This window comes from Serratia sp. (in: enterobacteria), from assembly GCF_052400455.1.
Taxonomy (GTDB): Bacteria; Pseudomonadota; Gammaproteobacteria; order Enterobacterales; family Enterobacteriaceae; genus Serratia; species Serratia ureilytica.
In genome coordinates this window covers 3758878-3784281 of record NZ_CP185812.1, presented here as the reverse complement: position 1 = coordinate 3784281, position 25404 = coordinate 3758878, and the positions used below count along the sequence as shown (strand labels likewise).

The 25404-nt window shown below is 60.3% G+C and carries 29 protein-coding genes and 1 pseudogene; 13 read left to right on the top strand and 17 right to left on the bottom strand.

Going from position 1 to position 25404, the window contains the following annotated elements:
* Nucleotides 1-71 precede the first annotated feature (71 nt).
* On the bottom strand, nucleotides 72-710 hold the full coding sequence (purN, locus tag ACORQT_RS18380; RefSeq protein WP_033644022.1) for a phosphoribosylglycinamide formyltransferase: 639 nt from the start codon (nucleotides 708-710) through the stop codon (nucleotides 72-74).
* Nucleotides 710-1747 (bottom strand): phosphoribosylformylglycinamidine cyclo-ligase, encoded by a 1038-nt coding sequence (purM, locus tag ACORQT_RS18375; protein WP_025303843.1) that lies wholly within the window; start codon nucleotides 1745-1747, stop codon nucleotides 710-712. The genes purN and purM overlap by 1 nt, the downstream gene beginning before the upstream one ends.
* Before the next feature lie 255 nt (nucleotides 1748-2002).
* Between purM and upp the strand changes: the two genes are divergently transcribed.
* Together upp and uraA are read left to right on the top strand one after the other, a co-directional pair.
* A complete protein-coding gene (upp, locus tag ACORQT_RS18370) occupies nucleotides 2003-2629 on the top strand; it encodes a uracil phosphoribosyltransferase (RefSeq protein WP_004941642.1) in 627 nt (208 codons plus the stop codon).
* Between the two features lie 76 nt (nucleotides 2630-2705).
* A complete protein-coding gene (gene uraA / locus ACORQT_RS18365; protein WP_033651534.1) occupies nucleotides 2706-3995 on the top strand; it encodes a uracil permease in 1290 nt (429 codons plus the stop codon).
* Nucleotides 3996-4042: 47 nt separating this feature from the next.
* Here the strand turns inward: uraA and ACORQT_RS18360 are convergent, their stop codons facing one another.
* Complete coding sequence (locus ACORQT_RS18360) at nucleotides 4043-4291, bottom strand: GlsB/YeaQ/YmgE family stress response membrane protein (RefSeq protein ID WP_016926728.1); 249 nt, start codon at nucleotides 4289-4291, stop codon at nucleotides 4043-4045.
* A gap of 33 nt (nucleotides 4292-4324) precedes the next feature.
* A complete protein-coding gene (locus ACORQT_RS18355; protein WP_016926729.1) occupies nucleotides 4325-4840 on the bottom strand; it encodes a hypothetical protein in 516 nt (171 codons plus the stop codon).
* 272 nt (nucleotides 4841-5112) lie between these two features.
* Here ACORQT_RS18355 and hda point away from each other — a divergent pair, with 272 nt between their 5' ends.
* Nucleotides 5113-5814: a DnaA inactivator Hda gene (hda, locus tag ACORQT_RS18350; protein ID WP_025159568.1), complete on the top strand. Its 702-nt coding sequence runs from the start codon at nucleotides 5113-5115 to the stop codon at nucleotides 5812-5814.
* Nucleotides 5815-5827: 13 nt separating this feature from the next.
* On the opposite strand, the gene ACORQT_RS18345 is transcribed toward hda, so the two are convergent.
* The 4 genes from ACORQT_RS18345 to ACORQT_RS18330 form a co-directional block, all read right to left on the bottom strand.
* Nucleotides 5828-6367: a helix-turn-helix transcriptional regulator gene (locus ACORQT_RS18345; RefSeq protein WP_164057262.1), complete on the bottom strand. Its 540-nt coding sequence runs from the start codon at nucleotides 6365-6367 to the stop codon at nucleotides 5828-5830.
* A 13-nt stretch (nucleotides 6368-6380) separates the two neighbouring features.
* Nucleotides 6381-6611, bottom strand: a complete 231-nt coding sequence (locus tag ACORQT_RS18340; protein WP_033644019.1) for a hypothetical protein — start codon at nucleotides 6609-6611, stop codon at nucleotides 6381-6383.
* Nucleotides 6612-6810: 199 nt separating this feature from the next.
* Entirely contained in the window at nucleotides 6811-7164 is a 354-nt protein-coding gene (gene arsC, locus ACORQT_RS18335; protein ID WP_444859256.1) for an arsenate reductase (glutaredoxin), read from the bottom strand.
* Between the two features lie 20 nt (nucleotides 7165-7184).
* Nucleotides 7185-8654, bottom strand: coding sequence for a beta-barrel assembly-enhancing protease (locus ACORQT_RS18330; RefSeq protein ID WP_033651532.1), 1470 nt, complete (start codon nucleotides 8652-8654; stop codon nucleotides 7185-7187).
* 340 nt (nucleotides 8655-8994) lie between these two features.
* Here ACORQT_RS18330 and ACORQT_RS18325 point away from each other — a divergent pair, with 340 nt between their 5' ends.
* Complete coding sequence (locus tag ACORQT_RS18325) at nucleotides 8995-9534, top strand: RrF2 family transcriptional regulator (RefSeq protein ID WP_033644016.1); 540 nt, start codon at nucleotides 8995-8997, stop codon at nucleotides 9532-9534.
* 159 nt (nucleotides 9535-9693) lie between these two features.
* Nucleotides 9694-10902 carry an NAD(P)/FAD-dependent oxidoreductase gene (locus ACORQT_RS18320; RefSeq protein ID WP_164057261.1) on the top strand — a complete coding sequence of 403 codons (1209 nt, stop codon included), beginning with the start codon at nucleotides 9694-9696 and terminating at the stop codon, nucleotides 10900-10902.
* A 34-nt stretch (nucleotides 10903-10936) separates the two neighbouring features.
* On the opposite strand, the gene ACORQT_RS18315 is transcribed toward ACORQT_RS18320, so the two are convergent.
* On the bottom strand, nucleotides 10937-11398 hold the full coding sequence (locus ACORQT_RS18315; RefSeq protein WP_164057260.1) for an Lrp/AsnC family transcriptional regulator: 462 nt from the start codon (nucleotides 11396-11398) through the stop codon (nucleotides 10937-10939).
* Between the two features lie 191 nt (nucleotides 11399-11589).
* On the opposite strand from ACORQT_RS18315, the gene ACORQT_RS18310 reads away from it, so the two are divergent.
* The gene (locus tag ACORQT_RS18310) at nucleotides 11590-12207 is read left to right on the top strand and encodes a LysE family translocator (RefSeq protein ID WP_033651530.1); all 618 of its coding nucleotides are present in this window, start codon (nucleotides 11590-11592) and stop codon (nucleotides 12205-12207) included.
* 2 nt (nucleotides 12208-12209) lie between these two features.
* On the opposite strand, the gene ACORQT_RS18305 is transcribed toward ACORQT_RS18310, so the two are convergent.
* Both ACORQT_RS18305 and ACORQT_RS18300 read right to left on the bottom strand, forming a co-directional pair.
* Entirely contained in the window at nucleotides 12210-12662 is a 453-nt protein-coding gene (locus tag ACORQT_RS18305) for a GNAT family N-acetyltransferase (RefSeq protein WP_033651529.1), read from the bottom strand.
* Nucleotides 12663-12692: 30 nt separating this feature from the next.
* On the bottom strand, nucleotides 12693-12905 hold the full coding sequence (locus ACORQT_RS18300) for a hypothetical protein (protein ID WP_033651528.1): 213 nt from the start codon (nucleotides 12903-12905) through the stop codon (nucleotides 12693-12695).
* 857 nt (nucleotides 12906-13762) lie between these two features.
* On the opposite strand from ACORQT_RS18300, the gene ACORQT_RS18295 reads away from it, so the two are divergent.
* Nucleotides 13763-14839 (top strand): AI-2E family transporter, encoded by a 1077-nt coding sequence (locus ACORQT_RS18295; protein WP_033644006.1) that lies wholly within the window; start codon nucleotides 13763-13765, stop codon nucleotides 14837-14839.
* A gap of 43 nt (nucleotides 14840-14882) precedes the next feature.
* On the opposite strand, the gene bcp is transcribed toward ACORQT_RS18295, so the two are convergent.
* Together bcp and ACORQT_RS18285 are read right to left on the bottom strand one after the other, a co-directional pair.
* Complete coding sequence (gene bcp, locus ACORQT_RS18290) at nucleotides 14883-15347, bottom strand: thioredoxin-dependent thiol peroxidase (RefSeq protein WP_444859255.1); 465 nt, start codon at nucleotides 15345-15347, stop codon at nucleotides 14883-14885.
* Between the two features lie 2 nt (nucleotides 15348-15349).
* Nucleotides 15350-15955, bottom strand: coding sequence for a glycine cleavage system transcriptional repressor (locus ACORQT_RS18285; protein ID WP_369795937.1), 606 nt, complete (start codon nucleotides 15953-15955; stop codon nucleotides 15350-15352).
* Nucleotides 15956-16065: 110 nt separating this feature from the next.
* Here ACORQT_RS18285 and dapA point away from each other — a divergent pair, with 110 nt between their 5' ends.
* The 6 genes and pseudogenes from dapA (at nucleotide 16066) to ypfH (ending at nucleotide 22859) form a co-directional block, all read left to right on the top strand.
* Nucleotides 16066-16947 (top strand): 4-hydroxy-tetrahydrodipicolinate synthase, encoded by an 882-nt coding sequence (gene dapA / locus ACORQT_RS18280; RefSeq protein WP_033644005.1) that lies wholly within the window; start codon nucleotides 16066-16068, stop codon nucleotides 16945-16947.
* 16 nt (nucleotides 16948-16963) lie between these two features.
* Nucleotides 16964-18016: an outer membrane protein assembly factor BamC gene (gene bamC / locus ACORQT_RS18275; RefSeq protein WP_033644004.1), complete on the top strand. Its 1053-nt coding sequence runs from the start codon at nucleotides 16964-16966 to the stop codon at nucleotides 18014-18016.
* A 170-nt stretch (nucleotides 18017-18186) separates the two neighbouring features.
* Complete coding sequence (gene purC, locus ACORQT_RS18270) at nucleotides 18187-18900, top strand: phosphoribosylaminoimidazolesuccinocarboxamide synthase (RefSeq protein ID WP_033644003.1); 714 nt, start codon at nucleotides 18187-18189, stop codon at nucleotides 18898-18900.
* A 209-nt stretch (nucleotides 18901-19109) separates the two neighbouring features.
* The gene (gene ypfJ, locus ACORQT_RS18265) at nucleotides 19110-19979 is read left to right on the top strand and encodes a KPN_02809 family neutral zinc metallopeptidase (protein WP_033644002.1); all 870 of its coding nucleotides are present in this window, start codon (nucleotides 19110-19112) and stop codon (nucleotides 19977-19979) included.
* A 56-nt stretch (nucleotides 19980-20035) separates the two neighbouring features.
* Nucleotides 20036-22049: pseudogene (locus ACORQT_RS18260) on the top strand (tRNA(Met) cytidine acetyltransferase TmcA).
* A 120-nt stretch (nucleotides 22050-22169) separates the two neighbouring features.
* Nucleotides 22170-22859 carry an esterase gene (gene ypfH, locus ACORQT_RS18255; RefSeq protein ID WP_042785172.1) on the top strand — a complete coding sequence of 230 codons (690 nt, stop codon included), beginning with the start codon at nucleotides 22170-22172 and terminating at the stop codon, nucleotides 22857-22859.
* A gap of 30 nt (nucleotides 22860-22889) precedes the next feature.
* Here the strand turns inward: ypfH and ACORQT_RS18250 are convergent, their stop codons facing one another.
* The 4 genes from ACORQT_RS18250 to ACORQT_RS18235 are packed head-to-tail and all read right to left on the bottom strand — an operon-like array spanning nucleotide 22890 to nucleotide 25259.
* Nucleotides 22890-23075: a YpfN family protein gene (locus tag ACORQT_RS18250; RefSeq protein ID WP_004941720.1), complete on the bottom strand. Its 186-nt coding sequence runs from the start codon at nucleotides 23073-23075 to the stop codon at nucleotides 22890-22892.
* A gap of 2 nt (nucleotides 23076-23077) precedes the next feature.
* Complete coding sequence (locus ACORQT_RS18245; RefSeq protein WP_164057257.1) at nucleotides 23078-23752, bottom strand: M15 family metallopeptidase; 675 nt, start codon at nucleotides 23750-23752, stop codon at nucleotides 23078-23080.
* Nucleotides 23749-24876, bottom strand: a complete 1128-nt coding sequence (gene dapE, locus ACORQT_RS18240; protein WP_033651525.1) for a succinyl-diaminopimelate desuccinylase — start codon at nucleotides 24874-24876, stop codon at nucleotides 23749-23751. The genes ACORQT_RS18245 and dapE overlap by 4 nt, the downstream gene beginning before the upstream one ends.
* Nucleotides 24873-25259, bottom strand: coding sequence for an ArsC family reductase (locus tag ACORQT_RS18235; protein WP_444859254.1), 387 nt, complete (start codon nucleotides 25257-25259; stop codon nucleotides 24873-24875). The genes dapE and ACORQT_RS18235 overlap by 4 nt, the downstream gene beginning before the upstream one ends.
* Between the last annotated feature and the right edge of the window lie 145 nt (nucleotides 25260-25404).

The following is a 25404-nucleotide window of genomic DNA, read 5'->3' as shown; positions in this document are numbered from 1 at the left end:
ACAGAATGGATGAAGGCGAAAAAAAACGGCGCCGCGTGGGCGCCGTTTAGGCAAGGTTCAGGCTGCGCGCATCAGTCGGCGGCGTGGCCCTGCGCCGGCAGGCGTTCGCCGTCCAGCCAGGCGGCGCCGTCGCGCATCGCCAGGCGGCCGTCGACGAACCAGCTCACCACCAGTGGATAGATCGTGTGTTCCTGGGTTTGCACCCGTTCAACCACGTCATCCTCCTCGTCGTCAGCGAAAATCGGCACCTTGGCCTGCAAAATCACCGGGCCGCCGTCGAGCTGTTCGGTCACGAAGTGCACCGAGGTGCCGTGTTCGCTGTCGCCGTTGTCGATGGCCTGACGGTGAGTATGCAGACCCGGGTATTTCGGCAGCAGGGAAGGGTGAATGTTCAGCATGCGGCCGGCATAGCGCTGCACGAACTGCGGGCTGAGGATACGCATGTAGCCGGCCAGCACCACCAGATCGGGCTGGTACTGGTCGATGGCGTCCGCCAATGCGGCGTCGAACGCCGTGCGATCGGCGTAGGCCTTGGCATCCAGCGCCTGGGCGGCGATGCCCGCCGCTTCGGCGCGTTGCAGGCCATATGCCTGCGCCTTGTTGCTGAACACCGCCACGATTTCGGCGGCGATGCGGCCCTGCTGGCAGGCGTCAATCAGCGCCTGGAGATTGCTCCCCTGGCCGGAGACCAACACCACGATCTTTTTCATCAGTTGATGACCACTTGTTGTTCGTCGGAAGAGGCGGTCAGTTTACCGATTTTCCACGCTTTTTCACCTGCCGCGGTCAGCAGCGCGATGGCCGCTTCCACTTCGGCTTCCGGCAGGGCGATGACCATGCCTACGCCGCAGTTGAAGGTGCGGTACATTTCATGACGGCTGACGTTACCGGCCTGCTGCAGCCAGGTGAACACCGCCGGCCACTGCCAGCTGGCTTCGTCGATCACCGCCTGCATGCCTTCCGGCAGCACGCGTGGAATATTTTCCCAGAAGCCGCCGCCGGTGAGGTGAGCGATGGCGTGTACGTCAGCCTTCTCGATCAGCTCCAGCACGGACTTCACGTAAATCTTGGTCGGTGCCAGCAGGTGGTCGGCCAGCGGTTTGCCTTCCAGCTGAGTGGCGGTCGGATCGGTGTTGCTCACTTCCAGGATTTTGCGCACCAGCGAGTAGCCGTTGGAGTGCGGGCCGGAAGCGCCCAGAGCGATCAGCGCATCGCCGGACTGCACTTTGCTGCCGTCGATGATCTCGGATTTTTCGACCACGCCGACGCAGAAACCGGCCACGTCGTAGTCTTCGCCGTGGTACATGCCCGGCATTTCAGCGGTTTCGCCGCCCACCAGCGCACAGCCGGACTGTTTGCAGCCCTCGGCGATGCCGGTGATCACGCTGGCCGCGGTGTCCACATCCAGCTTGCCGGTCGCGTAGTAGTCGAGGAAGAACAGCGGCTCGGCGCCCTGAACCACCAGATCGTTGACGCACATCGCCACCAGATCGATGCCGATGGTGTCGTGGCGTTTCAGATCCATCGCCAGACGCAGCTTGGTGCCCACGCCGTCGGTACCGGAAACCAGCACCGGCTCGCGGTATTTCTGCGGCAACGCACACAGGGCGCCAAACCCGCCCAGACCGCCCATCACTTCCGGGCGACGGGTCTGTTTAACTACACCTTTGATGCGATCTACCAATGCGTTGCCTGCATCGATATCGACACCTGCGTCTTTATAGCTGAGAGAGGTTTTGTCGGTCACTGCGCGATTCCCCACGACGATTTGCGGTTTGAAAACTGTGCTTCCGATGTTGATTCCGGAATAAGGCGCGGCAATTCTAACAGCGCAGGCAAACGTTTGCGAGCGGCTTGTGAACCGGCTCCGCTTTTTCGTCATCTATACTGATATTCAAACTTTTGTTGATCCCGATCGGGCTATTGTGGGTGGCGCGGCGAAAAAAAGGAGGTATAATCCCGCGATTTTTTTGGCCGCAACCACCTTAATAGGAGAAAAATGATGAAGATCGTTGAGGTGAAACACCCGCTGGTAAAACACAAGCTTGGCCTGATGCGCGAAAATGACATCAGCACCAAACGCTTCCGTGAGCTGGCCTCAGAAGTGGGTAGTTTACTGACCTATGAAGCGACCGCCGATCTGGAGACGGAAAAAGTCACCATCGAAGGCTGGTGCGGGCCAGTTGAAGTGGATCAGATCAAAGGGAAAAAGATTACCGTAGTGCCAATCCTGCGCGCAGGCCTGGGCATGATGGAAGGGGTGCTGGAGCACGTGCCGAGCGCGCGCATCAGCGTGGTGGGCGTATACCGCGACGAAGAAACCCTGGAGCCGGTGCCGTACTTCCAGAAACTGGTTTCCAACATCGAAGAGCGCATGGCGCTGGTCGTCGACCCGATGCTGGCCACCGGCGGTTCGATGATCGCCACTATCGATCTGCTGAAGAAAGCCGGCTGCCACAGCATCAAGGTGCTGGTTCTGGTCGCGGCGCCGGAAGGCATCGCCGCGCTGGAGAAAGCGCATCCGGACGTTGAGCTGTACACTGCCTCCATCGATCAGTGTCTGAACGACAAGGGCTATATCGTGCCTGGCCTGGGCGATGCGGGCGACAAGATATTTGGTACTAAGTAAACATTTGAGCCGACTTAACGAGTCGGCTTTTTTTTGACTAAAACCTATAAAACCAATAAACCGAGGAAAAGCACACATGACCCGTCGCGCCATCGGCGTCAGCGAGCGCCCGCCGCTGCTCCAGACCATTCCGCTCAGCTTCCAGCACCTGTTCGCCATGTTCGGCGCCACCGTGCTGGTGCCTATCCTGTTCAAGATCAACCCGGCGACCGTGCTGTTGTTCAACGGCATCGGCACGCTGCTGTATCTGTTCATCTGTAAAGGCAAGATCCCGGCCTACCTCGGTTCCAGCTTCGCGTTTATCTCGCCGGTGCTGCTGCTGTTGCCGCTCGGTTACGAAGTGGCGTTGGGCGGTTTCATCATGTGCGGCGTGCTGTTCTGCCTGGTGGCGCTGATCGTGAAAAAGGCCGGCACCGGCTGGCTGGACGTCATGTTCCCGCCGGCGGCGATGGGGGCGATCGTCGCCGTCATCGGCCTGGAGTTGGCGGGCGTGGCGGCCAATATGGCGGGGCTGCTGCCGGCGGAAGGCGCCAGCGCCGACTCGACCACCATCACCATTTCGCTGGTGACGCTGGCGGTCACGGTGCTCGGTTCAGTACTGTTCCGCGGCTTCCTGGCGATTATCCCGATCCTGATTGGCGTGCTGGTGGGCTATGCGCTGTCGTTCTTCATGGGCGTGGTGGATTTGACCCCGATCCGCGAGGCGCACTGGTTCGCGCTGCCGACCTTCTACACTCCACGCTTTGAGTGGTTCGCCATCTTCACCATTCTGCCGGCGGCGCTGGTGGTGATCGCCGAGCACGTCGGCCACCTGGTGGTGACTGCCAACATCGTTAAAAAAGACCTGATCCGCGATCCGGGCCTGCACCGCTCGATGTTCGCCAACGGCATCTCGACGGTATTCTCCGGCTTCTTCGGCTCCACGCCGAACACCACCTACGGCGAGAACATCGGCGTGATGGCCATCACCAAGGTCTACAGCACCTGGGTGATCGGCGGCGCGGCGGTGCTGGCGATCCTGTTGTCCTGCATCGGTAAGCTGGCGGCGGCGATCCAGGCGGTGCCGGTGCCGGTGATGGGTGGCGTTTCGCTGCTGCTGTACGGTGTGATCGGCGCTTCGGGCATTCGCGTGCTGATCGAATCCAAAGTGGATTACAACAAAGCGCAGAACCTGATTTTGACCTCGGTGATCCTGATCATCGGCGTGAGCGGTGCCAAGGTGCACATCGGCGCGGCGGAGCTGAAAGGCATGGCGCTGGCGACCATCGTCGGCATTGGCCTGAGCCTGCTGTTCAAGGTCATCAGCCTGTTCCGCAAGGAAGAAGAGGTGCTCGACGCGCCGGACGAATCGGCGGAGCAGAAGTAACGAAAAGGGCAGCCCAGGGGCTGCCCTTTTGACTTATGGCATTCGCCTTAGCTGCGAATTTTGCGGTACACGAACAGCACCACGATGGCGCCGATAACCGCCACCACGAAGCTGCCGAAGTTGAAGCCGTCAACCTTGCCGTAGCCGAAGAAGGTGCTGATATAGCCGCCGACCACGGCGCCGATGATCCCCAGCACGACGGTCAGAATAAAGCCGCCGCCGTCTTTGCCGGGCATGATCCACTTAGCCAAAATACCGGCGATCAGGCCGAAGATAATCCAGGAAATAATCCCCATTTACTGCTCCTTTCTTTGGTGGCTGAGAATAGCTTACTGCTGGGTGGCCGGCTGAGTATTGCCGTTCACCGCCGCATCGGTCTCTTGTTTCAACTCTTGCGCTTTGTTTTCGGCGCTGTTCTTGATGGCTTCGGTCTTCGCCTTGGCCTGCTCGGTCAGATCGTTGGCGCCGTTGATGGCGTCGTTTTTGATGGCCTTGGCCTGATCCACCAACTGCTGGCTCTGTTTGCCTGCGTCGTCTTTGATCGCGGCGGCTTTGGCCTTGGCGTCGTTGGTGATGGCGTCCGCCTGCTTGGCGGCGTCTTCTTTAATCGCCGAAGCTTTGTCTTTCAGCTGATCCGCCTGAGTGGCGGCCTCTTTTTTGATTTCATCCGCCGTCGCTTTCGCTTTGTCCGTCAGATCGTCCGCTTTTTTCTGGGCGGCGTCTTTCATCTGCTCGGCGCTGTCTTTGGCTTTATCCAGGTTGGCGTCAACCTTGGAGGAGTCATCACAGCCGGCAACCAACAACCCGATAAAGGAGGCCAACAGCACTTTATTCCATACTTTCATCGTCTATATCCTTGCAGAAACCTTGTTGATGGTGATTGCATTTAGCCTACCTATACTAGGTCAGATTTTACTTAAATTACAAATTTAACCTGCGCAGGCATGGAGTTAGGGAATGATATCGGATAATTCTTGCCTCGGCGGGCGCCGCCGCCGATCAAGCGGCGCTTAGGCATTGTTCACTATTGCGGCATAAGATCCTGCCGGTTCAACAGCGCCCGTTTTCTGTGTTAAACTGCCCACGTTTTTCTGCCAGTTTTGGTTGAGGTGCTTCTCTGAATACGCCGGCACAGCTTTCACTGCCACTTTATCTTCCCGATGATGAAACTTTCGCCAGTTTTTATCCGGGCGAGAACCCATCCCTATTAGCCGCGATCCAATCCGCCGTCCGTCAGGAACATGGCAGCTATATCTATTTCTGGTCGCGTGAAGGCGGCGGGCGCAGCCATCTGCTGCATGCGGCCTGCGCCGAGCTTTCGCAGAAAGGCGAAGCGGTGGGCTATGTGCCGCTCGACAAGCGCGCCTACTTCGTGCCTGAAGTGTTGGACGGCATGGAGCAGCTGGCGCTGGTCTGCATCGACAATATCGAATGCATCGCCGGCGACGAAGAGTGGGAGATGGCGATCTTCAACCTCTACAACCGCATCCTGGAAACCGGCCGCACCCGTTTGTTCATCACCGGGGATCGTCCGCCGCGTCAGCTGAACCTGCGTTTACCTGATCTGGCTTCGCGCCTGGACTGGGGGCAGATCTACAAGCTGCAGCCGCTGTCAGACGAAGAGAAACTGCTGGCGCTGCAGCTGCGCGGCAAACTGCGCGGCTTCGAGCTGCCGGAAGACGTGGGCCGCTTCCTGTTGAAACGGCTGGATCGCGAGATGCGCACGCTGTTTATGACCCTCGATCAACTCGATCGCGCCTCGATCACCGCCCAACGCAAGCTCACCATCCCGTTCGTTAAAGAGATCCTGGGGCTGTAACGGGCTAATCTGCCTATTTTTCCGCGTGTTCCAGCAGGGAGCAGTAGTGCTCAACCTGCTGGCGTTGCCGATCGCTTCGCAGTTGCAAAGCGAGATTGATATGTTCCAGACACTGCGCATTGTCTGCAAGCCGTGGGTCGATTTTCCCCTGCTGTGCCAACCAGGCCGCCACGTCAGCCCAGCGCCACAGCGGTGAGGTGCCGCCGAGCCGTTGAATGGGGGAAGGGAAGCCGCCGGGGCCGCGAGTTCCGTCTTTTAGCATGGCGATCGCCTGACGCGACAGTTCGGTGAGCTCGGCAATATCGCTTAATCCCACCAGACTGGAGTCCACCGATATCACCTTGGCGCCGATATTTGCGGATTCAATATCGCTGATGGCGCTGCAAATCGCGTGCGCAAAGTTATCGCTTTCTCGATCGAACTCCAGGTAAACGGCTTTACCGTAGAAACAGATCAGCGCGTCATCGCATCCCGCCGCATACAGCGCATCTTCCAGCCCGGCGGTATCGGCGGTGACCCCATCCAGCGTCAATGAGAAATGATAGAGCGTCATGGTGATTCTCCGGTTATTTTTTCTGCGACAGCGCCAGGCAGTGATCGACTTTGCGCCGAATCTGTTTGGCATGTACCTCTGGGTTTTTTGGCGTGCTCCAGATGCTCATCATATGTTCTTGATGCCCGGCAAAGGCGCAATGTAGTCGGCCAAATGCGTGCCCCTTGCTGGGCCGAAAATGCCAACCCTGAGAAAGGGCGTAAGCTAATGCCGCCTGAATATGCTTGTCTGGGTGTTTTTTCATCGCTCGTCCAGTGATGCGATCAGGGTAGGTGGGGTGTTGACGATTGTCAACGGCTGTTTCACCGAGAGATTTGGCGTTTGCGCAGCATAGCAGCGGAAGAAGACTGTGATGATGAAAAGTATTTATATAACAATTAATTAAAATAGCCCTGTTCAGGGCTATTGGTATTTTTCGGTTCAATAAGAGATTTGCCGGACGATTACAAAATCTCCAGCACCTGCTCCGGCGGCCGGCCGATGCGCGCCTTGCTGCCTTTCACCACGATCGGGCGTTCGATTAGTTTCGGGTTCGCCGTCATTACCGCCAGCAGCTGCTCTTCGCTCAGGCTTTCGTCCGCCAGCTTCAATTCCTTGTACAGATCTTCTTTTTTGCGCATCAGCTCGCGCGCGGATGTGAAGCCCAGTTCCTTCAACAGCTTTTTCAGCTCATCGACCGTAGGGGGCGTTTCGAGGTACAGCACCACCTTGGGATCGACGCCGTGCTGTTCCAGCAGCGCCAGGGTTTCACGGCTCTTGGAGCAGCGCGGGTTGTGGTAAATCGTGACGTTTTTCATGGCGTTCATTCCTTGTTGAATCAGCTGCGCTGGTATTGGCGGAAGCGCTGTTGCAGTTGGCGCAGCTGGTCGATGCGCGCATCGTAGCGCGCCTGTTTCAGGCTGCCGAGTTTCTGCAGCGAGCTGGCATTGCTGAGCAGGCCGATAGCCTGATCGAGCCGGCCGTTCAGCGCCAGGCTTTCGGCGCGGGCCGACAGCTCTTCATCGCGCAGCCCCTGAGCGGCGCTGGCCTGCGCCAGCAGATCCCAGCCGTTCGGATCGTCCGGATGGGCAAAGGTATAGCGGTTCAGGATCTTCGACGCCTGCGCCGGCTGGTTGCCTTCGACATAGGCGTTGGCCAGGTTGAGTTGCAGCACCGGGTTGTTGTTCTGGGCGGCGTTGGCCGCCTGCAGGCGGGCGATGGCCTGCGGCGCGCGTTTCTGGCCGAGATCGATATCGGTCATCAGGTCAATCAGCCAGACGTTTTTCGCATCCTGCGCCAGCATCGGTTGAATGATGTTGCGCGCGTCGTCGTATTTTTTCGCTTCATAGAACAGGATGGCGCGGCCGTATTTGGCGGCCGCCTGTTCGCGCACGTTCCCCTTGCTGAGCGAGCCGAGCAGCTCTTCATTCAGGCCATAGCCTTCCGAGCTGTACATGCCCAGTGCGCGCACCTTGGCCATCAGGTAATCCTGCGAAGACTGCACGATGTGTTTCTGCATCTGGTTGGCGCGGTTGCGCGCGTCGGAGAGACGGCTGTCCGGCAGCGGGTGCGTCAGCAGCATTTCCGGCGGCTTGGAGGCGTAACGCGACTGATCCGAGAGTTTCTGCAGGAAGTCGGGCATCGCTTCCGGATCGAAACCGGCGCGCTGCAGCACCTGAATGCCGATGCGATCGGCTTCCTGTTCGTTCGATTGGGTAAAGCTGATCATGCCCTGCTGGGTGCCGGCCATGGTGCCGCTCAGCGCCGCCATGCCCATGGTCGGGTTGGCCATCGCCAGCAGGATGGAACCAAGTGCGCCCACCCAGGTCAACGGGGCGTTGCGTTGCTGATCTTCCATTGCGCGCGCCAGGTGGCGCTGGGTGACGTGCGAGATTTCGTGCGCCAGCACCGAGGCCAGCTGGCTTTCGTTGTCGCTGACGCGGAACAGGGCGGAATGCAGCACCACGTTGCCGCCGAAGAAGGCGAAGGCGTTGATTTCGTCGTTGCGCACCAGATAGAAATGGAACGGCGTGCGCACCGAATAGGCGCTGGCCACCAGCCGGTTGCCCAGTTGGTTGATGTATTGACTCAGTAGCGGATCGTTGATCAGCGGGGCGCTGGCGCGCAGTTGGCGCACGTAGAAGTCGCCCATCGCCAGCTCTTGTCCGATGCTCAGGGTGCCGCCGGCGGAGGTGCCCATATCCGGCAACTGGTCCTGGCTTTCCGCCTGTGCTGGCGCCAGGGCGGTGGCGTTCAACGTGCCGAGCAACAGCACCGCTAACGCGGTTTTGGTCAACCGGTTGGTCATAGTCAGGCGTTTCCCTTAAATAATCATTTCTAAGACGTCAGCAGCAGACAAGAGTTCTTTATTCCCACGGCGCGATCCGCGTGAAAGTGCGGCGGATCACAAACCGCCGCGACGGCAATCATCACATCATAGTCAGCGGCAGGCGACAAGGAAACGTTAGCCGGGGGCGAATCGGGCAAAAAAGTTTTATTTTTCATTTCGAAGGGCGTTTTCTCCGTCGGGAGCGAGACGGAACTTCAATAAAACGCGGATAAAGTTAGTCTGTGTTTTATTGACAAGATAAACGCAGACTCATATAGTCTGCGTTATTGAAGGTTTACTGACGGTCAAAAACGGACATATGGCGTACATCACAACCAGCGTTGAATATGGCATCCACTGCCTGCTGTGGCTGGTCGGCGATAACCAGCGCGCGCTCAGCAGCCGCGAACTCGCCGAACTGCAAGGGATCTCCCCCAGCTTTCTGGCCAAAATTTTCCCCAAGTTGGAAAAGGCGGGCATCGTCGCCGCCAGTGAAGGGGTGCGCGGCGGTTACCGGCTGGCCCGTCCGGCGAAAGAGATCAGCTTTCTGGAGATTATCGACGCCATCGAGGGGCACAAGCCGCTGTTCGATTGCCAGGAGGTGCGCGGGCGCTGTGCGGTGTTCGATGATTCCCCGCCGGAATGGGCGGTCTCTGGCAAATGCGCTATCCATGCGGTGATGCTGCAGGCGGAGAAGGCGATGCGCGATGCGCTGGCGGCGCAGACCCTCGGCGACGTCGCTGCCCGTTTTGGCCGCAAGGCGCCACAGGGCTTCTTCGGCGAGGTCAACATCTGGCTCGACGAGCGCATGACGGAACGCACCGCGCGCAGCGGCAAAACGGCTCGCGCCAAGACCTAAACTCCGCCTTTCCTTAAAACAAAACACATTTTCCCCGCCTCTTCGGAAGGGGCGGGCGGTCCTTCTGCACCCTGCGACGGGAGCGGAACGGCGCCGTTCATCCGAAAAAACTGCGGGCAGCCTCGTCGCCCGGTCAACCCTGTATGAAGGAGTCATCCCATGACGCAGAAAATAGTGATTGCCGGTTCCGGTTTTGCCGGTTTTTGGGCCGCCGTGTCCGCCATGCGCGCCATTACCCTTGCCGGTAAGCATGACGACATCGAGGTGCTGATGGTTTCGCCGACGCCAACGGTCACCATCCGGCCACGCCTGTATGAAGCGGTGCTGGAAAACATGAACCCCGACATTTCCGCGCAGCTCACCGCCGTCGGTGCACGGCACCTGGCCGGGACGGTGGAACGTATCGACGCCGCCGCCAAAACGCTCAGGGTGGCGCCGGCGGTGGGGGAACCCCTTGAGTTGGCCTACGATCGTTTGGTGTGGGCCACCGGCAGTCGGCTTTCCGTGCCTGCGGTGCCGGGCTTTGCCGAATACGGTTTCAACGTCGATACGCTGGAAAGTGCACAGCGCTTGGGCGCTCATATCAAAGCGCTGGCGGCCAAACCGTCAATGCCGGCGCGCAACACGGCCGTGGTGGTGGGAGCGGGGCTGACCGGGCTGGAGAGCGCCGCGGAGATGCCGCAGCGGCTGCGCGATGCGCTGGGGCAAAACGAGAATGTGCGCGTGGTGATCGTCGATAGCGCCCCGGAAGTGGGCGCAGGAATGGGCGCGGAGCCGGGGGCGGTGATTCGCCAGGCGCTGGCGGAGTGCGGCGTGGAAGCGCGAGCCGGCCTGCGCGTTTCGGCTATCGATGCCGAGGGGGTGATGCTGTCGAACGGTGAGCGCATCGCCGCCAACACGGTGATCCTGGCGGCAGGCGTGCGTGCGCATCCGCTGACCGAGCAAATCCCCGGCGAACGTGACGCTAATGGCCGAGTGATCGGCGACGCCTTCCTGCGCGCGCCGGCGGCGGCGGGCATTTTCGTGACCGGCGATACGGTGAAAGCGGCGACCGACGATCTCGGTAACCACAATCTGATGACCTGCCAGCATGCGATGAGCCTCGGCCGCGTTGCCGGTCACAATGCGGCGGCGGAGTTAGTCGGGTTGCCGACGCACCCGTATAGCCAGCCGAAGTATGTGACCTGTCTGGATCTGGGCCCCTGGGGCGCGCTGTATACCGAAGGCTGGCAGCGCCAGGTGCGCTTTACCCGTCAGGAAGGCAAAAAGATTAAACAGGAGATTAACACGCAGTGGATTTACCCACCGGCGGCGGACCGCGAGGCGTTGTTCGCCGTCGCCAATCCGGATTTCGTGATTGTGCCTTAAAAAGATAAGAACGGGAGCGGCAACGCTCCCGTCGTCATTTCCCCAGCGGCAGGAAAGAGCGTTCCGGCACCACGGTTTTCATCACCAGCGTGGAGCTCAGGCGCTGCACGCCCGGCAGGGCGGAGAGCTTCTCGTCGTAAAGCTGCTGGAAGGCGGGCAGATCGCGGGCGATAACGTGCAGCAGATAGTCGGGATCGCCAAACAGCCGCTGTGCCTGCACCACCTGCGGAATGTCCACCATGGCGTTTTCGAAGGTTTCAACGGCGCGGCGATCGCCTTCGCGCATGGTGACGAACACCAGAGCGGAGAAGTTGTAGCCCAGGCTGCCGGGATCGAGCTGGGCGCGGTAGCCCCTGATCACCCCGGATTCTTCTAATGCGCGCACCCGGCGGTGGCAGGGGGATACGCTCAATCCGATCCGCTCGGCCAATTCGGTCACCGACAACCGCCCGTCGGTTTGCAGTTCCGCAAGAATTTTGCGATCAATCTTGTTCATTTGGAAAAATTTCCCCGCTTATGCCGATTTCAGGCAAGTAATTGAAAGCACATTTTAACGCCTTGAGGATATTCTTGCCATCTGTTGAACGGTTTTGACGGCCGCCGCAGGCGGCGGCCGTGCTTATTCTACGAGGAAAACGCGATGGTTCTCTGTTCGGTGCGGCGCTGTGCGTTTGAGAGGGCGCCGGCATGACGCTCGCTCTGTTCGCCGCTTTTTGGGCGGTGTCGATTCTATTGGTGATCACGCCGGGGATGGATTGGGCTTATGTGATCTCGGCGGGCATTCGCGGCCGGGTGGTGGTGCCCGCCGTCGCCGGTTTGTTGTTCGGCCACCTGCTGATGATTGCGATCGTGGTGGCGGGCGTCGGCGCGTTGCTGGTCGGCAATCCGCTGGCGCTGACGGCGCTCACCTTGCTGGGCGCGGCTTACCTGCTGTGGATCGGTTTCAATATGCTGCTGCATCCGCCGGTGCCGGGCGCCGGTGAGGATCAGCGTTCCGATTCCTGGCTGCGCTGGGCCGGCAAGGGCGTGTGCGTCAGCGGCCTGAACCCCAAGGTGTTTCTGCTGTTTCTGGCGCTGTTGCCGCAGTTTACCGACGCCCGGGCCGAGTGGTCGGTGCCGATGCAGATGCTGGCGTTGGGCGCCGTGCATTTGATCAGCTGCGGCCTGGTGTATCTGCTGGTGGGATTCGGTTCACAGTCCGTGCTGCGCACGCGCCCGCAGGCAGCGAAGGGGGTGGGGCGCATCTCCGGTGCGGCGATGATCGTCATCGCGCTCGGGCTGCTGGCCGAGCAGGCGTTGAAATAGCATTACCGTCGGTAGATGTCCGGCCGGGCGATCTGCCAGACAAAGTCGGGGTGGTTGATGGCCGAATAGCCCACTTTCTCATAGAGCCAGGGGGCGGTGCTGGTGACCAGCATGATTCGCCTCAGCTTCGCCATCAGCGGATGAGCCTGGCAGCATTCCGCCAGCCACAGACCCAGCCCGCTTTTTTGATGCGTCTCCAGCACGTACACGTCGCACAGATAGCCGAAAGTGGCGTAATCGGTGACCAGCCGGGCGAAACCGATCTGCCTGGCCTCGTGATATAAACCGAAGCACAGGCTGTGGGTGAGGGACTGGCGGACGGTTTCTTTATCGATTCCCTCCGCCCATGAGGAACGGGTCAGAAAAGCATGGATGGCATCGAGATCCAGCAGGGCGGGATCGGTGCTGACGAGATAGTCCGCACGCTGCCAGACAAGTGGGGAAGGTATGGTCATGCTATTCCTTTTCTTTTCGTTAACGCATCGCTACTGGCGGTGGACCAATCCGCTGATCAAATCCAGCGCGTCGTCCGCCGCCGCCACTTCACTTTCGCTGAGCGCCTGCCGCTCGATGAAGCTCTCGATAGCTTCCAGCAGAGAGAAGACGCTGATTTCATCCCCTATTTTCACGACTTCGCACACGCCGCGCCCAATTGCCTGGCAGATTGCCTCATCAAATTCAAATGGCTTGTTGTTCATCTCTCCCCCGACGGCATTTGGGATTATGACGACCATGTTACCGGTTTTTACACGGCGGCGGTCTGACGAAAATCCCATTTCTTTTCGTTGCTGCAGAATGGCTCACGATCGCGTGCGTTGGCGAAATTCTGATTTCCTTACGGCGGTCAGATTTCCCTTGAGACCGCCTGAGCGGCGCGGTATTGTCGCCAAATGACGACAATACCGCCTCATTGTCCGCATAAAAAATTTATGACGTTATCATCCCTTCATCCCGCTGCCGTGCGGGATTTTTTTATGAGGTTTTTCTCAAAGTGCGGAGAACCTCGACGCGATCGCTTGCCATGCTCTGGGAATAATCCTAGCTTGAAATAGTCATTTAGGGTTAGCAATCCCTCATGACCTCCTTGTAATACTTGATGCACCAGAACGTTTTCTCCCCCCGCTCAGGCGGGGGTTTTTAATGGTGTGCATCGGCAGAGGCCTTCAACGTAAAGAACCGACAGAGTTCGTGGCGATAATCGGTTTACGCATCAAGGGACAGGACAATGAAAAATGATCTGGCGGCGGCGATCGCCATCGGCTGTGTGTTGTTGTTCGCATTGGCGGTCGGTTCGCCGCTCTCCATCAGTGCCTCGCTGTAATCTTCTGCGGCCCCGCCCGGGGCCGTTCACCGACTCTGACGCGGCGTCTGCGGGTTTTTGCGCCGATCGCCCACCGGCGCGATAAATTCAGCCAAATCGCTGTTGATGTATGGCGAACTTTGAGTACTCTGAGTGCTTTGCACACCCCCACGTGCGCCGTTCTATCTATGCTTTAATCAGGCCCATCACAGGAATCGCCATGCCCGCCCGTCAAATCTCGAGGAGCCCGCTCTGATGCTGGAGATGCTATTACAGTGGTACCGCCGCCGTTTCACCGACCCACAGGCTATCGCATTGCTGGTGATCCTGGTCGCCGGCTTCCTCATTCTCTATTTTCTGCACGGCATTCTGACCCCGTTGCTGGTCGCCATCGTGCTGGCGTATCTGCTGGAGTGGCCGACCGCGCGCCTGCAGCGCATCGGCTGTTCGCGCACCTGGGCGGCGAGCATCATGCTGCTGGTGTTCGCGGGCGTCGCCATGCTGCTGGTGTTCGTCGTCGCGCCGACCGCCTGGCAGCAGGGCATCAATCTGATGAGCGATCTGCCGGGCATGCTCAACCAGTTCTATAACTTTGCCGCGACGCTGCCGAAGCGTTATCCGGCGCTGGTGGATGCCGGCATCATCGACATGATGGCGGAAAATCTGCGCAGCCGGCTGTCCGGCATGGGCGAGTCGGTGGTGAAATTCTCGCTGGCGTCGCTGGTCGGCCTGTTGACGCTGGCTATCTACCTGATCCTGGTGCCGATGATGATGTTCTTCCTGTTGAAAGACAAAGAGCAGCTGCTGAACGCGGTGCGCCGCGTGTTGCCGCGCAATCGCGGTCTGGCGGGGCAGGTCTGGAACGAGATGAATCAGCAGATCACCAACTATATTCGCGGCAAGGTGCTGGAGATGGTGATTGTCGGCGTGGCGACCTACCTGGTGTTCGCCGTGCTGGACATGCGCTACTCGCTGCTGCTGGCGGTGCTGGTGGGTTTTTCGGTGCTGATCCCCTATATCGGCGCGGTGCTGGTCACCATACCGGTGGTGGTGGTAGCGCTGTTCCAGTGGGGCGTCGGCGCCGATTTCTGGACGCTGATCGTCGCCTATCTGGTGGTGCAGGGGCTGGACGGCAACCTGCTGGTGCCGATCCTGTTCTCCGAGGCGGTCAACCTGCATCCGCTGGTAATTATCCTGTCGGTGATCGTGTTCGGCGGAATGTGGGGCTTCTGGGGCGTGTTTTTCGCCATACCGCTGGCGACGCTGGTGAAGGCGGTGATTCACGCCTGGCCGGATGAACTGCGGGTCGAGGTGGAAGACAAGGCCGGCTGACGGAGGGAGACGAAGCGCAGCTGGCCGCTGCGCTTCGTGAGAATTACTGATGCAGGTAGTTCAGAACGATGTCGTGGTGATTGGTGGTTTTGAAATCATCAAACACTTTTTCAATCTTGCCTTTGGCGTCGATCAGGAAGCTGATGCGATGAATGCCGTCATAGGTCTTGCCCATGAAGGTTTTCTCGCCCCACACGCCAAACTGTTGCGATACCTGATGGTCTTCATCAGACAACAGCGTGAAGTTGAGCAGCTCCTTTTCGGCGAAGCGCGACAGTTTTTCCGGTTTGTCGGTGCTGATGCCCAGCACTTCGACGCCGGCCTTTTTCAATTCGTCCATGTTGTCCCGCAGGCCGCAGGCTTGCACGGTGCAGCCCGGCGTCATCGCCTTCGGATAGAAATAAACCAATACTCGCTGTCCCTGGAAGTCGGCCAAATTAATTTCCTCACCGTCCTGGTCAGGCAAACTAAATTTCGGCGCTGTGTCACCGGCTTTCAATGGGCTCATCACTACTCTCCATCTTTCTCATCATGCTGTGGATAGTTCACCACGCTAATACTGCCTTGCGCGTTCAATTCTGTACATAGGCGATGGAAGGCTTGCTCAATATTTGAGGCGTCTCGATCGCCGGAACTGTGGGCGGTGATTTGAATATACAGCTGCGGCGGCAGGTCGCCGTCCGCCGGCTGCGTGCGTGAGACCAGCTCGGCGATATTCATCTGGCTGGAGTCGAACAGGTCGGTAAAACGTTCGATGATGTGCGGCGAGTCCTTCACCTCGACCTGAACCCACACGGTGGCCGGCATCGGCGGCCTTTCATGCGAGTTTGTGCGCTTCATCACGATCAGCAGCTCCAGCTCCGCGCCTTTTTGCGGCAGGGTGGATTCGATCAGGGTGATGGCGTTCCAGCTGCCGGACAGCAGCATGATGAACGTGAACTCCTCTCCCAGCATGGCCAGACGGCTATCTTCGATATTGCATCCGCAACTGCTGACGTGGCGGGTGATGGTATTGACGATTCCGGGGCGGTCGGCGCCGAGCGCGGTAATCACGAGATAGTGTTCGTCTGACTGAGGCAAAATGGCGCTTCCTGTCGTGCTTAATGGGGTTACCATGGTAAACATAAAAAAAACCGCCTGCCAAGCGCTTACAACGCGGTTGTGCGCTTGCTTTTGGATAGGCAGCAAAAGTACCATGAGTGACTTGTTTGTGGAGGGGACGGCCAATGTTTACGGGAAGTATTGTTGCACTGGTTACGCCGATGGACGACAAAGGTGCTGTCGATCGCGCGAGCCTGAAAAAATTGATCGATTATCATGTAGCCAGTGGCACCGCGGCGATCGTTTCCGTAGGGACCACCGGCGAGTCCGCAACGCTTGCCCATGACGAGCACGTTGACGTGGTGCTGCAGACGCTGGAGCTGGCCGACGGCCGCATTCCGGTGATCGCCGGCACCGGCGCCAACGCTACCGCCGAAGCCATCGCGCTCACCACCCGCTTCGCCAACACTGGCGTGGTAGGTTGCTTGACGGTGACGCCGTACTACAATAAGCCGACGCAGGAAGGGCTGTATCAGCACTTCAAGGCGATCGCCGAGAGCACCGAGCTGCCGCAGATCCTGTATAACGTGCCTTCGCGCACCGGCTGCGACATGCTGCCGCCGACCATCGCTCGGCTGGCGAAAATCAAGAATATTGTTGCTGTAAAAGAAGCGACGGGGAACTTAAGTCGCGTTAGTCAGATCCAAGTGCTGGTTGACGATGAAGACTTCATTTTGCTGAGCGGCGACGACGCCAGCGGGCTGGACTTCATGCAACTGGGCGGCAAAGGGGTGATTTCCGTGACGGCCAACGTGGCTGCGCGCGAGATGGCGGAACTTTGTGCGCTGGCGGCGCAGGGCAAATTCGCCGAAGCGCGCCGCTTAAATCAGCGCTTGATGCCGTTGCATCAGGATCTATTTGTAGAAGCAAACCCAATTCCGGTGAAGTGGGCCTGTAAGGCGTTGGGATTGATGGCAACCGATACGCTGCGTCTGCCGATGACGCCGTTGAGCGAAACCGCCCGCCCGGTGGTGGAGCGCGCGCTGAAAAGCGTCGGTTTGCTGTAACTCTAAGGGAAATTTGATGGCTTATTCATTGCAAAAGTCGACGGTAGCAAAAGTAGTGGGCATCTCTTTGGTGATGATGCTGGCGGCCTGCAGCAGCGATCAGCGCTACAAGCGCCAGGTCAGCGGCGACGAGGCTTACCTCGACGCGGCTCCGCTCAAGGCGCTGAACGCGCCGTCCGGCATGATCCTGCCGGTGCAGAGCGGCAACTATGACGTGCCCGCCACGACGCTGCAAGGCAACGTCGGCAAGCAACTGGACATTCGTCCGCCGGTGCAGCCGTTGGCGCTGCTGAGCGGTTCTCGCGCGCAATACGCCGGCGACAGCGGCACGCTGCTGCTGGAAAACAGCCCGCAGAACCAAAACCTGTGGTCGCGCGTCGTCAGCCTGCTGCAGGCGAAGAACATCGCGATCGCTTCCCGCCAGGACGCCGGTCAGACCCTGACCACCGACTGGGTGAAGTGGAACCGTCTGGACGAAGACAACCAGTACGAAGGCCGTTATCAGATCAGCGTGCAGCAACAAGGCTACCAGCAGGCGCTGGTGGTGAAAAGCGTTGGCCTGCAGCAGCAGGGCAAGACCGAACAGGTCACCGATCAGTCTGAGATCCAGCGTTACAACGGCATGATGATCAACACCCTGATCGAAGGTCTGGACAAGCAGGACAACCTGGCGAGCAGCCAGACCGCCAGCCGCTTCGGCGCGCTGGACGTGCAGAGCGGCGCCGATGATACCGGCCTGCCGATGCTGGTCGTGCGCGGCCCGTACACCGTGGTGTGGGATCGCCTGCCGCCGGCGCTCGAAAAACTGGGGATGAAAGTGGGTGACCGCAGCCGTCCGCAGGGCACCGTCGCCGTGACCTACAAGTCCCTGAGCAGCAGCGATTGGGATGCGTTGGGCGTCAAGGATCCTGAGCTGGCGGAAGGGGATTACAAGCTGCAGGTCGGCGATCTCAACAACCGCACCAGCCTGCAATTTATCGATCCGAAAGGCAAACCGCTCACCCAGTCGAAAAACGACGCACTGGTGGCGGCATTCCAGTCTGCCTTCAGTAAAACCAGCGTTAAATAACCAAAAAGGGGCTTCGGCCCCTTTTTGTTTTGTCTATACGGTATCGTTTGCGTCGCAGGTTTGGCACAATAGTGCCCGGCACGCCAAAGAATTCATTAGGTCAATTCTATACCCCCTAATTTCGGGCCGCGCTCGGGAGACAACGGGGATACATCACTGGAGTAAGTAAGATGCAAAAGCTAGCTGAGCTGTATCGCGGAAAGGCAAAAACCGTTTACACCACCGAGAATCCCGATCTGTTGGTGTTGGAGTTCCGCAACGATACGTCAGCACTGGATGGTCAGCGCATTGAGCAGTTCGATCGCAAAGGCATGGTGAACAACAAGTTCAACCATTTCATCATGAGCAAACTGGAAGAAGCCGGCATCCCGACCCAGATGGAGCGTCTGCTGTCCGACAACGAAGTGCTGGTGAAGAAGCTGGACATGGTGCCGGTGGAATGCGTGATCCGCAACCGCGCCGCCGGTTCGTTGGTGAAGCGTCTGGGCATCGAAGAAGGTCTGGTGCTGAACCCGCCGCTGTTCGATCTGTTCCTGAAAAACGACGCCATGCACGATCCGATGGTCAACGAATCCTACTGCGAAACCTTCGGCTGGGTGAGCAAAGAGCATCTGGCGCGCATGCGTGAGCTGAGCTATCGCGCCAACGAAGTATTGACCAAGCTGTTTGACGACGCCGGCCTGATCCTGGTCGATTTCAAGCTGGAATTCGGCCTGTTCAACGGCGAAGTGGTGCTGGGCGATGAATTCTCGCCGGACGGCAGCCGTCTGTGGGACAAAAACACCCTGGACAAGATGGACAAAGACCGCTTCCGTCAAAGCCTGGGCGGGCTGATCGAAGCCTACGAAGAAGTGGCGCGCCGCATCGGCGTGAAGCTCGACTAAGCGTTGGCACCGCCATTCGGGGCGATCCGGCCGGATCGTCCCGCTGTTCTGCATTTTTCCAGAAAATTTCTACATTTCCTCCGCGGCAGACCATTTATAATGATGGATGCGAGATGACTAAAACCTATCCCACTCAGGCTTGAAGCTGCCTTTGCGCTTACCAACGCGCGGCATCTTCAACGAGCAGGGGAAATATCTGGAGTGTATTTATGCGTTGGCAAGGGCGTCGGGAAAGTGACAATGTTGAGGATCGTCGCGGGCAGTCTTCAGGTTTGGGCGGCGGTGGCGGCGGTTTCCGCGTGCCGGTGCGCGGCAAGGGTGGCATCGTCATTCTGGTGGTGGTGCTGGTGGCCGGCTATTACGGCATCGATCTGTCGCCGCTGTTGAACGGCGGTAATGTCGCTCCTCAGGGTCAACAACAGAGCGCCAGCATCAGTCCGAAAGACGATGAGCTGGCCAAATTCACTTCGGTGGTGCTGGCCTCGACCGAAGATAACTGGAAAGAGATTTTCCAGCGCATGGGCAAAACCTACCAACCGCCGAAGCTGGTGATGTATCGCGGCGTGACGCGCACCAGCTGCGGCACCGGTCAGGCGGCGATGGGGCCGTTCTACTGCCCGGGCGACAGAACGGTGTATATCGATCTGTCTTTCTATCAGGACATGAAGACCAAGCTGGGCGCCGGCGGTGATTTCGCTCAGGCCTATGTGGTGGCGCATGAAGTCGGCCACCATGTGCAGAACCTGCTGGGCATCGAGCCGAAGGTACGCCAGATGCAGCAGGGCGCCAGCCAGGCGGAAGTGAACCGCCTGTCGGTGAAAATGGAGCTGCAGGCGGACTGCTTTGCCGGCGTATGGGGCAAATACGCCGAGAAGCAGCAGATGCTGGAAGAGGGCGACCTGCAGGCGGCGCTGAATGCCGCACAGGCGATTGGCGACGATCGGTTGCAGCAACAGAGCCAGGGCCGCGTCGTGCCGGACAGCTTTACCCACGGCACTTCGCAGCAGCGCTACACCTGGTTTAAACAGGGCTTCGACAGCGGCGATCCCAATACCTGCAACACCTTCGCATCCCGTTAACACCTCAAGTGCCGGAGCCTGACTCCGGCATTTTTTTCGAATTGAGATACAGCCTTATGCTACAGGCAGCGCAACAACTCATGCGGCGGCAGGGCATCCGGCGCCTGCTGGTGCTCAGCGGCGAACCCGAGTGGTGCCGCGAACAGGCGCAGCGGCTGGCGGCGACGTTGCCCGGCGACTGGCCTTGGGTCGGGGAGAATCCGCCGCCCGGTCAGGCGGCGTTGGCGAGCGGCGCGGTGCGTCAATTGCTGGGGCAGGAGCGGCTGCATGCAGTGTTCGATGCCGGTCATTCGCTGGACGTAGAGGCGTTGGCGGCGCTGAGCGGCGCCCTGCGCGCCGGCAGCTGGCTGCTGTTGTTGACGCCGCCCTGGCGGCAATGGGCTCAGCTGCCGGACGGCGACAGCCTGCGCTGGAGCGATTGCCCGCAGCCGATCACCACCTCGCATTTCATCCGCCATCTGCAGCAGCATCTGACCGACGACAGCGAAGTGACGATCTGGCGGCAGGATGAGCCCCTGACGCTGGCCGCGCTGCCGGCGCGTGAAGGGGTGGCAGCCGCCGGATGGCCGGCCGACCGAGGAACAACAGGCGATCTTGACGGCGCTGCTGCAGGCCGAGTCCGGCGTGTGGGTGCTGACCGCCGCTCGCGGCCGCGGCAAATCGACGCTGGCCGGCATGCTGGTGGCGCAGTCGCCGCTGATCTGCTGGATCACCGGGCCGAGCCGCGCCGCCACGGCGGTGGCCGGAGAATGGGCGCAGGGGCGCGCGCAGTTTTGGGCGCCCGATGCCTTGTTGGCACAGTGCCGGGAAGGCGACGTCAGCGCCGTGGGGTGGCTGCTGGTGGATGAGGCGGCGGCGATCCCCGCGCCGCTGTTGCAGCAGTTGATCGGCTATTTCCCGCGCGTGTTGCTGACCACCACGGTGCAGGGCTATGAAGGCACCGGCCGCGGTTTTCTGCTGAAGTTTTGCGCCGGGCTGCCGGCCTATCAGGCGCTGAGCCTGCAGCAGCCGATGCGTTGGGCGCAGGGGGATGCGCTGGAACGGATAACGGACAATGCGCTGTTGTTCAATGAGCTGCCCGCCTGGCCGGCGGATGGCCAGGCGATCGATTACAGCCAGGCGGAACAAGGCGAGCTGTGCGCCGATCCGCAGCGGCTGGCGCGTTTCTACGCCCTGCTGAGCAGCGCGCATTACCGCACCTCACCGCTGGATTTACGCCGGCTGATGGATGCGCCCGGCATGCATTTCGGGCTGGCGCAGGCCGGTTTGGAGGTGGTCGGTGCCGTGTGGCTGGTGGAAGAGGGCGGATTGAGCGCCGAGTTGGCGCACGACGTGTGGGCCGGCCGCCGTCGGCCGCGCGGCAATCTGGTGGCGCAGTCGCTGGCGGCGCATGGCGGCCAATGGTGGGCGCCGACGCTGCGGTCTCGGCGCATTACCCGCATCGCGACGCTGCCGGCATTGCGGCGGCGGGGTATCGCGCGCCAGTTGATCGAGCGGCAACGCCGTCAGGCGCAGGGGCTGGACTTCCTGTCGGTCAGCTTCGGCTATACCGAGCCGCTGTGGCGCTTTTGGCAATCCTGCGGTTTCGAGCTGGTGCGCATCGGCAGCAAGCCGGAGGCCAGCAGCGGCTGCTATACCGCGATGGCGATCTTGCCCCTGAGCGAGCAAGGAGAGGCGCTGCGGCACGCGGCACACAAGCATCTGGCACGCGACTGGCCCTGGCTGCGGCAGCGTATCGAGCTTACGCTGGCGATCCCGGGCGACGACGGCGATACGTCGCTCGGCGAAGAGGACTGGCGCGAGCTGGCCGGGTTCGCTTTTGCCCATCGGCCGCTGGAGGCTAGCCTGGGGGCGTTGCAGCGGTTACTGTTGGCCAGCAGTCTGCCGCTGCCCGCACTGCGCGGCCATCTGCAGCGGCGGCACTCTCCCGCGGAGTGCGCAGAGCGGGCGGGCGTCAGCGGCCAGAAAGCCTTGCTGCGCCACTGGCGGCACGAAACGGCGCAGGCGCTGGAACAGCTGAATGCGCAGCACTGCCGCTACTGGCGCGACTGGGCGCAGTCATTGCAATAAATTGAAGAACTTGCTCAATAAAACCCGATTTTCCCGATTTCTCAGCGGCGTATAGTGGCTGTCAGCGGTGCGGCGACGACAGTCGCTGCGTCAGGTTTGGTTACTATTAAGGAGTCATCGATGAAACATGAGCATTTCGTTGTCCAAAGCCCGGCGACCCCGGCGGCGCAGCTGATCTTGCTGTTTCACGGTGTCGGCGACAACCCGGTGGCGATGGGGGAGATCGGCAGTTACTTCGCCAAAGAGTTTCCCCAGGCGCAGGTGGTAAGCATCGGTGGCCCCGCAGCGTTTGGCAACGGCGCCGGCCGCCAGTGGTTTTCGGTGCAGGACGTGACCGAAGAGAACCGCGTGGCCCGCATCGCAGACGTAATGCCGCAGTTTGTGGCCGTGGTGCGCCATTGGCAGCAGCTGAGCGGCGTTGGCTATGCCGGCACTGCCCTGGTGGGGTTCTCGCAGGGAGCGATCATGGCGCTGGAGGCGTTGAAGGCGGAAACCCGCCTCGCCGGGCGAGTGGTCGCGTTCAGCGGGCGTTTCGCCCAGTTGCCTGAGCAGGCGTTCGGCGACAGCGTGGTGCATTTGATCCACGGCGAAGAGGACGCGGTGATCGCGGTGCAGCACGCTCACGCGGCGGCGGAGGCGTTGCGGACCAACGGCGCCGATTTCACGCTGGACGTGGAACAGGACGTTGGGCATGCGATCAACCAGGGCATGATGAACGCCGCGCTGGAAAGGTTGCATTACTATGTGCCGCAGCGCTACTGGGACGAAGCCTTGTCCGGCAAGCGCGGCGAGCTGATCGCCTTCCGCTAAAAATTCAGGGCGCCGATGAGCGCCCTGATATCACTTCTTCTTCGGCCAGTCGTCTTCGTCATCCCACTGGGCGTTGTTGTCGCGGTGCGGCGGTATCTCCGGCTTGTTGGCCAGATAGCTTTTGACGTCAACGCGGCGCAGTTCCTTGATGCCGCTGACGACCATCCCCACCAGAACCAGCAGGATAATCCACCAGTAATCAGCTAACCATTGCATAGCTACTCCTTTCCTTTACTGCGTATAAAACGCGAAAAAATCGATGGCAGATGGCGTTCGAGCCATTCGGCACCGGCGACCTCCTTGTCTTGCCAGGCCGCCAGCAACAGCGCCGGCGTCAGCAAGTGTTCGGCTTCTTGCGCCAGCGGCCGGTAGCTCAGATGCCACGGCTCCACCGCCACGCCGCCGCAGTCTTCGGTGAAGGGGCGGTAGAAACCGAATTCGGTCATATGCGCCGTCAGCCACTGGTTAAGGGGCGCAAAGTAGCCGCCTTCCTCATATTCCCACGGTTCCAGCTGCAGCTTTTGCCCTTCCGGCAACAGCGACGGATCGTACACGTCCAGATCGCTGCCCCAGTGGTGGCGGCTGGCGCCCGGCAGAGCCGACCAGCGCAGGATCGCCTCACAGCGCTCGGCGGCGGACAGCGGCGCGACGTCGATCGGTTGACTGTCCTTATCTAATACTGGCCGCTGGCCGCAGAATTTGCCATTCCAGATGGCCAACTGCCGGTCAAAATCGCGGAAGGTGCTGGCGGGCTGGAGATCGAATCCCGCCGCACGCGCCGCCTGCTGCATCGCCAGGAACGCGTTGACGGCATCCGGCTGCAGCCGATGGTTGCCGCTCAGCGGCGCCAGGTGCTCGGTCGAGCGGCCGGTGAGCATTTCTGCGTTGATCATGCGATCAATTGCTCCATGATGCGTTGATACATGCGGCTCAGCAGCTGCAGATCCGCGGCGTTGACGCATTCGTTGACCTTGTGGATGGTGGCGTTGACCGGCCCCAGCTCCACCACCTGCGCACCCATCTGCGCGATGAAGCGGCCGTCGGAGGTGCCGCCGGTGGTCAACAGCTGCGGCGTCAATTCAGAATAGTGCTCGACGGCGTTGACCACCGCATCCACCAACGCGCCGCGCGAGGTGAGGAACGGCTGGCCGGACAGACGCCACTCGATGCTGTAATTCAGCTGATGGCGTTCCAGCAGCTCTTCCACACGCTGCTTGATCATCGCGTCGGTCAGTTCGGTGCTGAAACGGAAGTTGAACTGCACGTAGAAATCGCCTGGGATCACGTTATTGCTGCCGGTGCCGGCCTGCACGTTGGCGATCTGCATGCTGGTCGGCGGGAAGAACTCGTTGCCGCGATCCCATTCGATCGCCACCAGTTCATTCAGCGCCGGCATGGCGCGGTGCACCGGATTGTCCGCCAGATGCGGATAGGCGACGTGCCCTTGTACGCCGTGGATATGCAGGTTGGCGGTGATCGAGCCGCGACGGCCATTTTTCACCACGTCGCCGACGCGCTCGGTGCTGGACGGCTCGCCGACCAGGCAGTAATCCAGCCGTTCGTTGCGCGCCATCAGCGCTTCAACCACTTTAACCGTGCCGTGAGTGGCGCTGGCCTCTTCATCCGAAGTGATCAGAAAAGCAAGGCGGCCCCGGTGATTCGGGTTGGCGGCGACAAAGCGTTCCGCCGCCACCACCATCGCGGCCAATGACCCTTTCATATCCGCCGCGCCGCGGCCGTACAGCATGCCGTCGCGGATCGCCGGTTCAAACGGCGGGTTGTCCCAGCGCTTTTCATCGCCGGTCGGCACCACGTCGGTGTGCCCGGCAAACGCCAGGGTTTGCCCTTCGCCGCGCCAGGCCCAGAAGTTTTGGGTGTCTTCGAAGTCCATTGCTTCGACGGTGAAACCGATCGCCTGCAGGCGATCGATCATCAGCTGCTGGCAGCCTTCATCATTTGGGCTGAGGGAAGGGCGTTTGATCAGTTGCTGAGCCAGTTCGATAACCGGGCAAGTCATACGGCGACCTCGGCGACAAATTGCTGGTAAGCGTCGGCGTTGAAACCGAGCAGGGCGCGCCCGTTGCCGGCGTCCAGCAACGGGCGTTTGATGATCGCCGGCTGCGCCAGCATCAGCGCGATGGCGGCGTCGGCGTTATCGCAGGCGTTGCGCTGCGCTTCATCCAGCTTGCGCCAGGTGGTGCCGCAGGTATTGAGCAGCGGCTCCCACCCCAGTTGCGCGACGAAACCGCGCAGCCGTTGTTCGTCCAGGCCGTCGGCGCGATAGTCGTGAAAATGATAGGCCACGCCCTGATCTTCCAGCCAGCGGCGGGCTTTTTTGATGGTGTCGCAGTTTTTGATGCCGTACATCGTCAGCGTTGTCTGTTGCGGTTTGTTTGCCATGGCGTAAAGCTACCTGTCTCGTCGAGTCGATACTGAGCGGCGTGGGCGATCTTTGGCCCGCTAGCCGCCCGGCGATAGCAGAGATAATGCCAGTAAAGCGGCGACGAGATCCAGACAACGATGCGTGCGAGGTGCGATTGCGCGC